The organism is Shewanella glacialimarina (assembly GCF_020511155.1).
GTDB lineage: Bacteria > Pseudomonadota > Gammaproteobacteria > Enterobacterales > Shewanellaceae > Shewanella > Shewanella glacialimarina.
On record NZ_CP041216.1, the window covers coordinates 2,062,815 to 2,077,364 of the forward strand.

Below are 14,550 nucleotides of genomic sequence, written 5' to 3' on the forward strand. Positions count from 1 at the left end.
GGGAGTCTTATGAAAAAAATTGAAGTGCTTGGCAGCGGATGTGCAAAATGTGTCAAAACGGCAGCATTAATTCAGGCAGTTGCAGATGATTGTGGCGTGACAGTTAGCGTGGTTAAAGAGCCCAGTCTTGAGATATTACTTAAACATAATGTAATGAGTACGCCCGCGGTTGTAATAGATAATCAATTAGTGCACTCAGGGTCTGTACCGGATAAAGACGCGGTTCAGAAATGGTTGCTGAAATAGACTCGCGGTAATGGTCGCCTTAAATAGATTTACAAAGCCATATGCAGGTTTAATAATTAGGGGTGGTGAGTTTACAAGCGTAAAAGCCTTAATGATTTATTTATCTTATACTTGTTTCTTTAATGGTTCCATCAGTAGAATGTCAAATCTATAACGGGTTCATTATTAAGTCGGAGTTTTCATTGAGGTTTATATTCATATTAGTCTGCAGCCTTTTACTGTTGTTTATCATTATTGCGATTATTTTTTTCTCAATTAATCGTGTTCCTGACCGTTCTGTTGAGCAACTTAAGCCACAATGGGCACAACATCCGTCACAGTTTATTGATATCTCGGGTATGCAGCTTCACTTAAGGGATGAAGGGCCACGTGATGATGCGATCCCCATAGTGCTGTTACATGGTACAAGCTCATCGCTTCATACCTGGGATGGCTGGGTTAATGCGTTAAAAGATGATCGTCGTGTTATTCGTTTTGACTTACCCGCCTTTGGGTTAACAGGTCCAACACTTGACAATAACTACAGTATTGAAAATTATTCCCGTATTGTTATCGAGGTGCTTGATAAGCTCAAGGTCGACCGTGCTATTTTGGTTGGTAATTCTTTAGGAGGGTATGTGTCGTGGGCCACAGCTGTCTTTTATCCTGATCGCGTTGCGCAGTTGGTGTTGATTGATTCCAGTGGATATCCATTTCAAGCAGAGTCTATTCCAATAGGCTTTAGAATTGCGAGTACGCCGATTTTAAATAAACTCATGCAACAAGTGCTACCAAGGGGACTTGTCGAAAGCAGTGTTAAAAATGTTTATGGTAATCCAGATCTGGTTTCCCCTGAACTAGTGGACCGATATTTCGATCTTACTACCCGAGCTGGCAACAGGCAGGCTTTAGCCGACCTGTTGCCAAAACTCCGTTCTGGTCAGCTAGTATCGCGATTATCTGAGCTTAAGCTGCCCACACTGATTATTTGGGGTGAGCAAGATAGGCTTATTCCGCCTGAAATTGCAGACCAATTTCACCACGACATTATTGGTAGCCAACTAGTGCGCTATAACGAACTTGGTCATGTTCCTCAAGAAGAAGATCCGCTTAAAACAGTTAAAGCTTTCAAAGCGTTTTTAGCGCAACAACCAAAAGTGAATCGTTGAATATAAGTCGTTTTTTGAATTGTTGTTTGTCATGACTATGAATTAAATAATGCATTAATGTTAACAGAGTAGATGTTTTATGCGGCTAGATAAATTTGTACTTAAAAGTACATTGTTAACTAAAGCTCAGGTCATTGAGCAGATTAGTCTGGGCAATGTCTTGGTTAATGACCAGGTTAATACTGACATAACGAGCCAGGTTCATGAGAATAACCTGATTCAATTAAATGGGCTCACACTTACCACAAGGCCATTTCGTTATATGCTGATGCATAAACAGGCTGACACGATTTGTTCTAATGCCGATGGCCATTATCCGTCGTTACTCAATAGCATCGATGTTGCCCATAAAGACGAGCTGCATATAGCAGGGCGCCTAGATGCAGATACCACAGGCTTAGTGTTGATAACCGATGATGGTCGTTGGTCATACAATATTACTCGACCAGAGTGTGTTTGCCGTAAAGTGTATCGAGTGCAATTAGTTAAACCTATTAACCATGATGTAATAGCCTTGTTTAAAAAAGGCTTGTTGTTACAAGGTGAAAGTAAACCAACGTTACCTGCCGAACTGGTTATTATGAGTGATACGGAGGTGCTGTTATCGATTACAGAAGGGCGATATCATCAAGTTAAAAGGATGTTTTTTACCATAGGCAATCGCGTTAACGCCTTACATCGTCAACAAGTAGGTAATGTGCTGCTTGATATGCCCGTTGGCAAGTGGCGAGACTTAACAGCAGACGAAGTGAGATCGTTTCAATAAGTAAATCAAACTGAAATGCAGCTAAATAAAATGTTAAAAAGGCTTTACCTGCGAAGGTAAAGCCTTTTTGCTGAGCGGTATACTTGTTATCAAAATTCAGGTTAACGCGAACAAAATTAACCTGCGGTTATAACCCTTGTTGGTATTGGGCATTGGTTGAAATACTGACCAACTGCTTAAGGCTAGTTTTCGATTCAGTAATACCTTTTAGCACGTTTTCAAAATGACTAACTAATTCCACTTTATCTATCTTAGCTTTAGAACCTGAACCTATGTCGGTTAAGTCGATAAAGAACTCATCAAACAAATGCGATAAGTCTTCAACCGCGTCAATGTTTAAAAATTGTTCGTGGTTATAAATACTTGGGTAACCACCTTTTTGTTTATCAACCGCAAATGATATGCCTTTAACATTGGTGATCGTAGTGGCCTTTTCACATTTAAGCATGCAGCCATCTTCAATACTGGGCTTGTTACAGCCAACCGTTTGCTGGAAAAAGCACTGTCTGCTGGTCATCATCAAAATAGGGTGGTAAATGCTGTAAAGCATTTTAAAGTTTTTTGGTCTGGCTATATTCTTAATTTGGTTGCGGTTTATTTCATTTGAAATAAATGCGCCAGCGCAATTCAGTCTCTCTTGCAATGTTAACAAAGCATAAGAGTTGGTGGTATTTAAAAACGGCCCAGCAATCCACTCAATCCCCATATTGGTTGCAATAAATGCCACGCCGGTATTGTTACTGACTATGCGTTTAGGTTTTACGGTTTCTAACAATCTAACGGATTCAAGATAATCTTTACCAATTAACACTGCCGGAAACCACGGAATTAACCTTGGGTTACGTAAAAATATATCAATGTACTTATTGTCATTAACTTTAAAGCTTTCAGGCAATTTAAAGTAAATGTCAGCATCGGTGACGTCACATAAATCAACATCTTTTTCATCACAAATAAGCAATGACAATGTTGGCTGGCTACTTAATTTGGGGTGATGGGTCAATGGCGGTAAGGTTACCGCGCCTATGTATTCTCTTTGTGTCAGCTTGAACAGCAGTTGGTTTTTCATCTGCGTTAGTTGGCTAAAAGGAATGCTTAAGTCATTCTCTAACCCATCAAAATTAAACGGTAATAACTCAAATTCACTTTGCTTAAGGCTTTTAAAGCGTTTTACTATTGCCGCTTCGTCAATACGTGAATCTGTTGCTAATGTTAGTGTTACTGCCGATTGAATTTCAACTGTGGTGTCTTTTGTGACAGCAGTAATGGTTAAGGGCTCGTTTAGCTTACCTGAGAAACGCAGTGACAAGCTGACTTTTTCAATGCTCAGTTGGCTGACCTTGTCGGCTACCAGTGACACGATGGCATCTTTGTCTGATGACAGTGTTTGCTGCGCCTCTTGAATTTGCACCACTGAAATGGCATTACTTTTATCGTTGGCATGTTTAAAGCTGTTATCGCGTGGATTGTCGATAAACATGTCTTTAGTCAGGTTGCCCTTCAAAAAAGAATTAGTAAAATCACGGTTAAACACTTTATAAAGATTTGAGTCATCTGACAGTAATTTGCCTGATTCAACAAATTGATCAATCTGCTTACGCCAGCTATCGACAACAGTATGAACATATTGTGCGCCTTTAATACGGCCCTCAATTTTTAATGAATCAACTCCGGCGTCCACTAACTCAGGCAAGTCAAAATAAGCAGAATTATCTTTAAGGTTTAGTGGGAACTTATTGCCCGCTGCAGTTATGTCGTATTCATCTCGACACGCTTGACTACAACGGCCACGGTTACCCGAATTCCCTACACTGACAGAGCTTGAATAGCACTGGCCAGAGAAGGCGATACACAGCGCCCCATGCACGAAGACTTCGGTTAGTACATCTAAATCATGTGCATAACGGGTCAGGCTTTTTATTTCAGCTAGGTTCATTTCGCGCGACAAATTAACACGGGTTGCGCCCACTTTGGCTAAAAAGCCAATTTGGCCTTCATTGTGGGTGGTTAACTGTGTTGACGCGTGTACCAGTAAGCTGGGGAAGTGTTTATTGACTAGGTGAAACAAAGCCAAATCTTGAACAATAATGCCATCTATTCCGGTATTGACCAGTTGATTAAGCAGTTTAACCAAGGTCGGAATTTCGTTTTCAAGAATGACGATATTCATGGTCAAAAACACTTCGCACTGATATCGATGGGCTAGCGAAATAACACCAATGAGATCATTAAAGGAAAGGTTGGCGGCGCGGTTACGCGCATTAAAGGTTTCTAAACCACAATATACCGCGTTTGCGCCAGCAATAATGGCTGCTTTAATTGCATCTACATCCCCGCCTGGTGCGAGTAATTCGATTTTTCTATTCATGATACTTTCGCTATTTGGGTTGATGTTGCTTAAAAGAAACAGGCGTTAAAGCCAATTAAATGCCAACTATTGTTATTCTGTGACTATTTTGTGGGTCTTGTTCACGCTTAGCAAAACGGTTAATCAATATGAATTATCAATACGAGTCAGTGTTATGTGTTAACGGATAAACACTCATGTGCTAAACGAGTGGATAAATAAAAAGGCCCTCATCAAAGCTGTGATTTAGTCTCCCATAGTTGGGTATCACAATGAAGGCCTTAATTTATCGCGTCAATTTGTGTTTACAAAGGCGGTTGACTTGCAAGGTACTCATCAAATGTACCGTGGAAGTTAACCAATTTTTTATCTTTTACATCAATAATACGTGTCGCTAGTGATGATACAAACTCACGGTCATGGCTGACAAATATCAATGTGCCTTCAAATAATTTCAATGCTTGATTCAGCGCTTCAATTGCTTCCATATCCATGTGGTTAGTTGGCTCATCCATTACCAATACGTTAACGTCCATCATCATTAACTTACCGAATAACAGGCGATTTTTTTCACCACCAGAACAGTTACGCACTTTTTTATTCGCGTCATCTTCAGTAAATAATAAACGACCTAACATACCACGTACCATAAGGTCATTGTGTTTAGGTGTGCGCCATAATGACATCCAGTCAAATAAAGTCATGTCATTATCAAAGTCTGCACTACTGTCTTGCGGACAATAACCAATCGCAGCATTTTCAGACCATTTCATGCGGCCATGGTTATGTTTAATTTCTTCAACTAAACAACGAAGTAAGGTTGTTTTGCCTACGCCGTTTTCACCAATAATAGCCAGTTTTGAACCTGCGTCTAAAATAAGATCGCCATGTTCAAATAATACTTCATCAAAACCATGGCCGAGCTCTTCTAACACTAACGCCTGGCGATGTAGCTTTTTACATTCAGTAAAGCGAATAGATGGGGTGATACGGCTTGATGATTTAACATCATCTAACTTAATTTTGTCCATCTTCTTGGCACGAGAACTAGCTTGTTTGGCTTTTGAAGCGTTAGCACCAAAGCGGTTAACGAAGTCTTGTAACTCGTCTATCTCAGCACTCTTTTTTGCATTCCCGGCCAGAAGCTGTTCACGCAATAAACTTGACTGTGCTAAGAAATATTCGTAGTTACCTGGGTAAATACGCAGTTCGCCATAATCAATATCTGCCATATGAGTACAAACAGAGTTTAAAAAATGTCTGTCGTGGGAAATAATGATCATGGTGCATTTGCGTTTGTTTAATTCGTTAGCAAGCCAACTAATGGTGTGAATGTCTAAATTGTTGGTTGGTTCATCAAGTAACAATATGTCTGGGTTGGCAAACAGTGCCTGTGCCAATAACACACGTAGTTTCCAACCTGGAGCAACCTGTGCCATCAAACCATAATGAAACGATTCTTCAATGCCTGCTTCTAATAGGATTTCACCAGCACGACTTTCTGCACTGTAACCGTCCATTTCAGCAAATTGGCTTTCTAAGTCGCCGACGCGCATGCCGTCTTCGTCACTCATTTCTGCTTGAGCATAAATGCTGTCGCGTTCTTGTTTCACTTTCCATAATGCCACGTCACCCATGATCACCGCGTCAACAACGCTATAATTCTCAAAAGCGAATTGGTTTTGGTTCAATGTACCCACTTTTAAACCTGGCGAAATAGAAACATTGCCAGATGTAGGAGTCAGTTCACCACTGAGAATTTTCATGAATGTGGATTTGCCACAACCATTAGCACCAATCAAGCCATAACGATTGCCGTGGCCAAATTGCGCCGAAATGTTTTCAAACAACGGCTCTGGGCCAAACTGCATAGTAATATTTGCGGTAGAAATCAAAACATGTATCCAATTGAGTAATTACAGAATATTGATCGACAAAAAAGCGATAATCGGCTTTAGTGAGAATAAGACTGACTTGAGTGTATTAGTAGGCGCCGAATTATACAGGGAAGTAGTCAATTGTCGATTTATAATGCGATCTAGTTTGCATTATGTGGATGTGTTTAGCGGTTTATTTGGTTTATGGGATGATATATTTGCGATAAATTAGCAATGTGTTAACTTTCAGCTGAATACTTGGAGTTAACCTAGTTAAACAAAGCCGGATGTTACTGATTAATAATGCCGTGTGATTCAATATTTATAGTGAGATTAACCCATTTCTGTTAGCGTTTAATCTTGTACCACTTTAACTCAGTTAAGCCTAAGTAGAACGTTATGTCTAAAAATACCTTGCCTAAATCTGTCATTGCTAAGATTAGTGCTCCGACTCTTTTATCTGAACACTTAGTTATCCGTCGCTTTATAACGTCTGATTTAGTGGTTTTTGCTGAATATCGAAATGTTGCCGACATCGCCAAATATCAAAGCTGGACTGCATACAGTTTAGATGATGCTAAGCAGCTGCTGGCAAAAACGGATTATACTGATTTTGCTGTGCCAGGTCATTGGTATCAACTGGCGATTGCTGATCTATTAACGGATCAAATACTGGGTGACTTAGCGGTAAATTTTATTGATGAACAACAGGTTGAAGTGGGCTTTACCGTAGCGCCACAACACCATAATCAAGGCTTGGCAACACAAGCATTACAGCGTTTATTAGAGTATTTATTTACTGAGTTGAGGCTACATCGTGTTATTGCAATTACTGATTGTTTAAATAAAGCCAGTATAGCAGTGTTAGAAAAAGCCAATTTTCGACAAGAAGGCCATTTTAAGCAAAATGTGATGTTTAAAGGGAAGTGGGGCGATGAATACCTGTATGCCATGCTAGCCAGTGAATTTAGTCATAGTTAAGCCAATTGGGTTATTATCTTCTTTTGGGCTCATTAACAGAATCACGCAATAAGTAATAACATGGCTTGTAATCAATGTGATGAATCAATTTTTATACAAAAACTGGGCCGGTGTTTCATGTGCATGGCACAGTTAACTGTGCTATCTGTTATTGGTTGGACATTATGGTGGGGGTTTTATGCAGAACAGCCAACTAAGGTAGATTCGATAGCCTTGCTTTTTTTCTGTTCAGCTTTCAGTGCGCTATTGTTACTGCACCTGCTTTTTTTAGCTTATTATGAAATTAAAAAACGCTTCAAGTGAATTGCTGATACATAGGCTTAAAGGCTGTAAGTTTGCACGTTATCTTGTGTCGTCATATCAGCTTGATATCTGTTTTGAACTCAGCTTATTGCAATAGAAAATGTAAATAACTCAATATTAAAAGTAAACTCAAAAATACACTGGCAATACAAAGCTTATTTGCGTTTTTGCCATTTAAATAGTATTGAATATTTCCATAAACTATTAATAATCAAATAACCAATTGCAGCAAACACAACGCCTAATACAAAGCAGCCAAGTAAAAAGGGTGGGCCAATAGTCGATATCGATGTTTCTACCCATTGCCAACTTGCTTCAAATTCAAAGGGCAACTTTTCAACCCCGAGTAATTTCACACCTAATAAATAGGCCATGTAAAACATAAATGGCATAGTGATCGGGTTGGTTATCCACACTAAAGCGACCGCAATTGGAATGTTAACGTTAAATAAAATTGCCAAGCCAGCAGCCGCGACCATTTGAAATGGCATAGGCATCCAGCCAATAAATAATCCAACCGCAAAAGCCCCAGGGGCTGATTTACGATTCAATACCCACAAATTGGGTTTATCCAATAATTTACCAAACACCCGCAAATATTTATGCTTTTTCAGTGTTTTTGGATCTGGCATAAATTTTTGTATGAATTTTTTTGGCATCTTAAGTGATTACTGTCTTTACTAGTACCCTATGAATCGATTTATTTTCGGCTTCTGTATCAGTAGCCTCATTGGATTACTTTGGCCTGTAATCCCATCGCTATGGTGTTTACCTATTTGGTTACTCTTGGCTTTGGTCTGCCTTTTCAAAACACCTAGATTAAGCGGTGCATTTTTTGCTGTTTTTTGGATAAGTATCTATTTCTATTCGTTAGACTTTCAGCCAGAAGTTACACCAAAAACTAACAAAACCTTTACAGCGGAGATAGTATCACTAGTAAATCATAACCGCGACTGGATAAGCCTTGATGTGCGTGTAATTGAACCAAAATTAACCAATATTAATATATTTGGTTTATTTAAAACCATAACAGGCGATCAAATTTACCGTTTAACCTGGCAACAAGCACCAAAAGTAGAACTAGGCCAAATATGGCAGTTTGATTCAAAATTAAAGCCTATTACCAGTATAGCTAATCAAGGCGGCTTTAATCAGCAAAGGTATTATATTAATCGCCATATTGTTGCAAAAGGGCGAGTCAAACAGGCTGATTTGTTATCGTATCAACCGTCTTTACGCCAGCGTTGGTTAACTGAATTTGCTGCCATTACCCCAAAGATAACTAATGGTGATCTGCTACTGGCATTACTGTTTGGTGATAAAAGCCAAATATCTGATCAGCGCTGGCAACAATTACGTCAAACCGGTACAGGTCATTTAATTGCCATTTCTGGATTACACCTGTCAGTGGTGTTTGGTTTAGTATTCGGCTTATTCTTTGTCATACTAACCCGGGTTAAGCTGGCGCAAATCGTTATGGGCAAAGTCAACTTGCAGTATGGCATGTTTGCGGTTTATTTAGCATTAACCGTAGCAGCATTGTCAGCATTGGGTTACGCCTATCTTGCTGGCTTCGCCGTTGCAACTCAGCGCGCCCTGTTTATGCTGATATTTTTGGTACTGTTTAGCGTGTTAAAACAGCACTACAGTGTTTGGCAACGACTAATGTATGCCTTGGCAGGGGTGTTGTTTATTGACCCTTTATCAATGCTTAGCGCAGGTTTTTGGCTATCTTTTATTGCACTGGCCATTATCTTGCGCTTTGTTGATACCTCAGTAAGTCATGCTAAAAAAGTATCCACAGATCATCATTGGCGACAAAAAGTGACAGGCTACATCGGGTCCTTGTGGTCAATTCAGTGGCGATTAGCCTTAGGCCTAGGCTTATTGCAAGCACTGTTGTTTGGCACCTTATCCATTCACAGTATCTGGATAAACCTTATCGTTGTGCCCTGGTTTAGTTTATTGGTGATCCCCATTGTATTGGGAAGTTTTTTAGTCTGGATGATGTTAAGCCCCTTGATACACTCCAGTGCCCTAGTGAGTCTATTCCAGTTTTCAAGTGCCAATGAACTTAGCTTTGATAGTGTCTTATTTATTGTGGCAGACAAACTACTCGTCCCTTTTAGTCAGCTATTAACTTGGTCTAGTGACTTTAGCCACAATGTTGTTTACGTGAGTGAATCATGGGTTGTGGCCGGTATATTTAGTTTGCTGGGATGGACATTATTGTTGACATTTCGTTGGTCATTTAGCCGTTTACTTACACATTCATTTAATGGCATGAAATCAATATTCAATAAACACAGTCAATCAACTCAGATGGCTAAAATTGATCATCATGCAATCATATTACTCGTCGCTTTAGTGATGAACTTGCCGTTAATGCAATTGGCTATTAGCAAAATGTTGCAGATGGGCAATACAGGCGATCAACGTCTGGCCTTTAACTTAAGTGGGCCAATTTATCTTCATGTATTAGATGTGGCACAAGGTTCAGCCATCGTACTTCAACAACAACACCGAGCCATCATTTATGATACAGGCGCCGCCTTTGGTGATTTTAGCTATGCTGAAAGGGCAATATTGCCTTTTCTTCAGGCAAGGGGTATCACCCAGTTAGATTATATTGTCATAAGCCACCATGATAATGATCACAGCGGTGGGGTAATGCCGATTTTAACGGCATTTCCAAATGCTCAGTTAATTGCCGATAATAGTAAGGCATTAATTAATCAAGCAGCTGACTTAGCAGACATTAATGTTAGTGACTGTAATCCTGTATCATGGCATTGGGGAAGTGTGCAAATATCCATCTTGGCAGATCATTTAGGCTCAGATAAAGATAACAATCAATCCTGCGTAATGATGCTGCATATCGAATTTGAGAATGATCACCTTCAAACTGTTGAACAAGGTGCAGACCATCCCGGTAAAGGTGATCGAAAGTCTATACTTCCACACGAGTCAACCACGAAGGCTTTTGCCGTATTGCTGACGGGTGATATTGAGGCACAAAGAGAGCAAAGTTTAATATCAAACAAGCAGCAGATAGATGCTGATATTGTGTTTGTCCCGCACCATGGGAGTCGCACTTCATCAACAGATCAATTTATTGATGCCGTGTCACCACAATTAGCCATAGTAAATGCAGGTTTTAATAATCAATACGGATTTCCTAAATCAGAGGTGATGGCGCGGTATCAACAGCGTGACATCAATACTCTGATCACGGGCGAGCAAGGTCAAATTAGTATTAAATTTCAACACGCTGGTTATAAAGCAAGCACTTATCGCAACGATTTAGCGCCATTTTGGTATAACCGTTTGTTTAGATTTGGCCAGATAGTTAAAGCAGAGTAGAATGTCATCCATGTTTGTCAGTCAAGAATTATATAAATGTCGTCATACTCTGATAATGAAATGTGGAGCGTTTTTAAACGCTTAATGATTTATGTTTTACCGATGAAAGCCATGTTTATTATGGCGGTATTGGCCTTGCTTACCTATGGCGCTGTCGATGCCGGTTTTATTGCGTTTATTAAACCTTTTATTGACCAAGGCTTTGCCTCAACGGCCACTACAGTCGCTGGAGTAGAAATTCCTTCGCACGGTGGCTTTAACACCGACAATGACATCATGCGTATGGCTCCGTTTGTGGTGATCGGCATGTTTACTTTGCGCGGTTTGGCTAACTTTGTCTCAACCTATTGTGTTTCGTACATGAGTGCACAACTCATCATGGACATGCGTCAGCAGGTTTTTGAGCACTACCTACATTTACCTGTCAGTTACATTGACCGTGAAAACAGTGGCAACCTTATTTCTCGTGTCACCTTTGATACCGAGCAAATTGCCCGAGCATCAGGCAGTGCGCTTATTTCTATTGTCCGAGACTCAATGACAGTTATCGGCATGTTAGCCATCATGTTTTATTTCTCATGGAAATTATCACTGTGTATTTTGGTAATAGGCCCATTAATGGGCGTAGTCATCAGTGTGGTTAGCAAGCGTTTTCGTAAAGTGTCTAAACAAATTCAATCCGCAATGGGCGGAGTAACAGCCACAACCGAGCAAATGATCAAAGGCCATAAAAATGTGCTGTCATTTGGTGGTCAAAAAACTGAAATGGCGCGTTTTTTTAAAGTGAATGACAGTAATCGTCATCAAAATATGAAGCTAGCAGTAGCGCAGTCAGTTAGCCAACCGTTAATTATGATCATTGGCTCATTCGCATTAGCATTTGTGCTGTATGCTGCCAGTTGGGACAGCATGAAGGCAGAGCTAACGGCCGGTACCTTCACCGCCATTTTAGGCGCAATGATGGCCATGTTACAGCCAATTAAAAACTTAACCCGAGTCAATGCTGAATTTCAGCGTGGTATTGCAGCCTGTACCACCATTTTTGAATTATTAGATACCCCAGTAGAACCCGATACCGGCACCCATAGCGTTGATCGTGTTAAAGGACATTTACAATTTAATAGCGTCAGCTTTAGCTACCCAGAACAAGATAGAAAAGCCCTAGATCAAATTGAGTTTGATGTTAAACCGGGCAAAACAGTCGCCCTAGTCGGTCGTTCTGGTTCTGGTAAGTCGACTATCGCCAATTTAATCACCCGTTTTTATGGTGGTTTATCAAATGGTGATATTTTACTCGATGGCACCAGCATTTATGATTACCAATTAAAAAGCCTTCGTAATCAAGTGGCATTAGTGTCTCAGCAAGTCACTTTATTCAATGACACCATCGCTAACAATATAGCCTATGCTTATCCCGGTGAAGCAACCCGTGAACAAATAGAACAAGCTGCAGAGCTTGCATACGCCATGGAGTTTATCAACACCTTGCCTGATGGGTTAGACACCCAAGTCGGGGAGAATGGGGTATTGTTATCTGGCGGCCAGCGTCAGCGTATCGCTATTGCCCGTGCCATGTTACGTGATGCACCGGTATTGATTTTAGATGAAGCAACCTCGGCATTGGACACAGAGTCTGAAAAAGCGATTCAAAAAGGTTTAGACAACTTACGCCATAACCGAACCTCAGTGGTTATCGCGCATCGTTTATCAACCATTGAATCGGCCGATGAAATTTTGGTCATCGATCAAGGTAAAGTTATCGAGCGCGGCGTACATAAAGATTTGATTACCCAAAACGGGGTGTATGCCAACTTGTATCAAATGCAATTTAGCAGCTAGGTTTATATCCGAATGCAAAAATGGATAAATCAAATTTGGTATCAAGGCCACTGGGCAAGGTGGCTTTTACTGCCTTTGTCGGTACTGTTTGCGTTAATTAGCAGTATCAGGCGCTTATTGTTCAAATTGGGCTTCAAAAACATCACCAAATTACCTGTGCCTGTGGTTGTAGTAGGTAATATTACCGCCGGGGGTAGCGGTAAAACCCCAACGGTGATTTATTTAATCAACTTATTACGAGCCAATGGTTTAAAACCTGGCGTTGTAAGCCGTGGTTACGGGGCGAATATTGATGGTGTAATCAGTGTCACTCAGTCAAGCAAAGCGGTTGATGTGGGTGATGAGCCATTAATGATTGTCAATCGCACCCATGTACCTATGGTGGTTGGTAGTCAACGCGTATTAGCCGCGCAAAAATTACTAGCAGATTTCGATGTTGATGTGATCATTTGTGATGATGGTTTACAGCACTATGCCTTAGGGCGTGATATTGAAATAGCCTTGGTAGATGGTGCACGCCGTTATGGTAATCAATGTTTATTACCCGCAGGACCATTAAGAGAAGGTTTGTGGCGTTTAGATAATATCGATTGGATTATCAATAATGGTGGCCCGCTATTAACAAAGTCTCAAGGGCCGGAAGAACAGCTGATGCAATTAGTACCAGCGCCATTATGCCGAGTTAACACACAGCTGTTTGATAAAACCTTAGTCGCAGACTTGTTTGATACAGAGGCATCAATCATTGAACAACCTATTGTGGCGATAGCAGGTATAGGTAATCCACAGCGTTTTTTTGATAGTTTGATACAACAAGGTTATCAACTTAAGCAGACCGTGGCGTTTGCCGACCATCAAGCTTACGATCAACAACGGCTAATTGCTCTATCAACACAAACCACCTTGTTAATGACCGAAAAAGATGCGGTTAAATGTCGCGATTTTGCATTACAAAACTGGTGGTACATGCCAGTAAATGCGAAGCTAAGTGAACAATTTGATATTCAGTTTATGAGTCGAGTGACTCAACTTATTCAACTTAAAAAGGAAATCTAAATGGCTTTTGATAAAAAGTTACTTGATATTATCGCTTGCCCTGTGTGCAAAGGTAAACTGGAATTTGACAAAGAAGCCCAACAGCTAATTTGTAAGTTTGATAAAATAGCCTACCCGATTAATGATGGTATTCCAGTGTTACTGGAGAATCGAGCTACGCCATTGGTGGCGGCAGGTTAAAATCGATATTAGATTTAATATCATGATTAATTCATTTACTCCCTAATATGATCGTTTAGTTTTAACATTTAGATAAAAAGTCCAGGGAAAGTTAGGTTAACATGGCTTGGACTTTTGTTATTAAATCGGCAAGTTGCACAGCAAATCACCATTTAGTCATGTTAAGGTAATTTTTACTTGCAAGCGTTAGCCAACGCCCTTACTATGGCGACCGCTTTGTTAGGAAAGCAAAGTCTGTACACCCGTAGCTCAGTTGGTTAGAGCACTACCTTGACATGGTAGGGGTCGGTGGTTCGAGTCCACTCGGGTGTACCAATTTAATCTTATCCAATTTCCAATATACACCCGTAGCTCAGTTGGTTAGAGCACTACCTTGACATGGTAGGGGTCGGTGGTTCGAGTCCACTCGGGTGTACCATATCTTGTTTATCCTTTCCTCTCTAT

At 40.4% G+C, this 14,550-nt stretch carries 12 protein-coding genes and 2 tRNA genes; 11 read left to right on the forward strand and 3 right to left on the reverse strand.

The window, feature by feature from the left end; all coding sequences use genetic code 11:
- Positions 1 to 9 precede the first annotated feature (9 nt).
- The 3 genes from FJ709_RS08905 (at position 10) to FJ709_RS08915 (ending at position 2,160) form a co-directional block, all read left to right on the forward strand.
- The gene (locus tag FJ709_RS08905) at positions 10 to 246 is read left to right on the forward strand and encodes a thioredoxin family protein (protein WP_226415580.1); all 237 of its coding nucleotides are present in this window, start codon (positions 10 to 12) and stop codon (positions 244 to 246) included.
- 221 nt (positions 247 to 467) lie between these two features.
- The gene (locus FJ709_RS08910; RefSeq protein WP_226415581.1) at positions 468 to 1,394 is read left to right on the forward strand and encodes an alpha/beta fold hydrolase; all 927 of its coding nucleotides are present in this window, start codon (positions 468 to 470) and stop codon (positions 1,392 to 1,394) included.
- Positions 1,395 to 1,473: 79 nt separating this feature from the next.
- Positions 1,474 to 2,160 (forward strand): pseudouridine synthase, encoded by a 687-nt coding sequence (locus FJ709_RS08915; protein WP_226415582.1) that lies wholly within the window; start codon positions 1,474 to 1,476, stop codon positions 2,158 to 2,160.
- Positions 2,161 to 2,287: 127 nt separating this feature from the next.
- Here the strand turns inward: FJ709_RS08915 and FJ709_RS08920 are convergent, their stop codons facing one another.
- The gene (locus FJ709_RS08920; protein ID WP_226415583.1) at positions 2,288 to 4,528 is read right to left on the reverse strand and encodes a peptidase U32 family protein; all 2,241 of its coding nucleotides are present in this window, start codon (positions 4,526 to 4,528) and stop codon (positions 2,288 to 2,290) included.
- Positions 4,529 to 4,812: 284 nt separating this feature from the next.
- Positions 4,813 to 6,402: an ABC-F family ATPase gene (locus tag FJ709_RS08925; protein WP_226415584.1), complete on the reverse strand. Its 1,590-nt coding sequence runs from the start codon at positions 6,400 to 6,402 to the stop codon at positions 4,813 to 4,815.
- 381 nt (positions 6,403 to 6,783) lie between these two features.
- Between FJ709_RS08925 and FJ709_RS08930 the strand changes: the two genes are divergently transcribed.
- Complete coding sequence (locus tag FJ709_RS08930; protein WP_226415585.1) at positions 6,784 to 7,365, forward strand: GNAT family N-acetyltransferase; 582 nt, start codon at positions 6,784 to 6,786, stop codon at positions 7,363 to 7,365.
- Between the two features lie 60 nt (positions 7,366 to 7,425).
- Entirely contained in the window at positions 7,426 to 7,668 is a 243-nt protein-coding gene (locus tag FJ709_RS08935) for a DUF3624 domain-containing protein (RefSeq protein WP_226415586.1), read from the forward strand.
- Between the two features lie 155 nt (positions 7,669 to 7,823).
- Here the strand turns inward: FJ709_RS08935 and FJ709_RS08940 are convergent, their stop codons facing one another.
- Positions 7,824 to 8,327, reverse strand: a complete 504-nt coding sequence (locus FJ709_RS08940) for a DUF2062 domain-containing protein (protein WP_226415587.1) — start codon at positions 8,325 to 8,327, stop codon at positions 7,824 to 7,826.
- A 31-nt stretch (positions 8,328 to 8,358) separates the two neighbouring features.
- On the opposite strand from FJ709_RS08940, the gene FJ709_RS08945 reads away from it, so the two are divergent.
- The 6 genes from FJ709_RS08945 (at position 8,359) to FJ709_RS08970 (ending at position 14,524) form a co-directional block, all read left to right on the forward strand.
- The gene (locus FJ709_RS08945) at positions 8,359 to 11,031 is read left to right on the forward strand and encodes a DNA internalization-related competence protein ComEC/Rec2 (protein ID WP_226415588.1); all 2,673 of its coding nucleotides are present in this window, start codon (positions 8,359 to 8,361) and stop codon (positions 11,029 to 11,031) included.
- Between the two features lie 36 nt (positions 11,032 to 11,067).
- Entirely contained in the window at positions 11,068 to 12,870 is a 1,803-nt protein-coding gene (gene msbA / locus FJ709_RS08950) for a lipid A export permease/ATP-binding protein MsbA (protein WP_226415589.1), read from the forward strand.
- Positions 12,871 to 12,882: 12 nt separating this feature from the next.
- Positions 12,883 to 13,926 (forward strand): tetraacyldisaccharide 4'-kinase, encoded by a 1,044-nt coding sequence (lpxK, locus tag FJ709_RS08955; RefSeq protein WP_226415591.1) that lies wholly within the window; start codon positions 12,883 to 12,885, stop codon positions 13,924 to 13,926.
- Complete coding sequence (locus FJ709_RS08960) at positions 13,927 to 14,106, forward strand: Trm112 family protein (RefSeq protein ID WP_226415593.1); 180 nt, start codon at positions 13,927 to 13,929, stop codon at positions 14,104 to 14,106.
- Positions 14,107 to 14,344: 238 nt separating this feature from the next.
- Positions 14,345 to 14,421 (forward strand) — tRNA-Val (locus tag FJ709_RS08965).
- Positions 14,422 to 14,447: 26 nt separating this feature from the next.
- A tRNA-Val gene (locus FJ709_RS08970) sits at positions 14,448 to 14,524 on the forward strand.
- The last annotated feature ends 26 nt before the right edge of the window (positions 14,525 to 14,550 follow it).

Excerpts from the sequence above, each read along its gene's own strand:
- FJ709_RS08935 (WP_226415586.1), top strand. The coding sequence starts at position 7,426 with ATGGCTTGTAATCAATGTGATGAATCAATTTTTATACAAAAACTGGGC.
- FJ709_RS08920 (WP_226415583.1), bottom strand. The coding sequence starts at position 4,528 with ATGAATAGAAAAATCGAATTACTCGCACCAGGCGGGGATGTAGATGCA.
- FJ709_RS08930 (WP_226415585.1), top strand. The coding sequence starts at position 6,784 with ATGTCTAAAAATACCTTGCCTAAATCTGTCATTGCTAAGATTAGTGCT.
- FJ709_RS08945 (WP_226415588.1), top strand. The coding sequence starts at position 8,359 with ATGAATCGATTTATTTTCGGCTTCTGTATCAGTAGCCTCATTGGATTA.
- FJ709_RS08960 (WP_226415593.1), top strand. The coding sequence starts at position 13,927 with ATGGCTTTTGATAAAAAGTTACTTGATATTATCGCTTGCCCTGTGTGC.
- FJ709_RS08915 (WP_226415582.1), top strand. The coding sequence starts at position 1,474 with ATGCGGCTAGATAAATTTGTACTTAAAAGTACATTGTTAACTAAAGCT.
- FJ709_RS08940 (WP_226415587.1), bottom strand. The coding sequence starts at position 8,327 with ATGCCAAAAAAATTCATACAAAAATTTATGCCAGATCCAAAAACACTG.
- msbA (WP_226415589.1), top strand. The coding sequence starts at position 11,068 with ATGTCGTCATACTCTGATAATGAAATGTGGAGCGTTTTTAAACGCTTA.
- lpxK (WP_226415591.1), top strand. The coding sequence starts at position 12,883 with ATGCAAAAATGGATAAATCAAATTTGGTATCAAGGCCACTGGGCAAGG.
- FJ709_RS08905 (WP_226415580.1), top strand. The coding sequence starts at position 10 with ATGAAAAAAATTGAAGTGCTTGGCAGCGGATGTGCAAAATGTGTCAAA.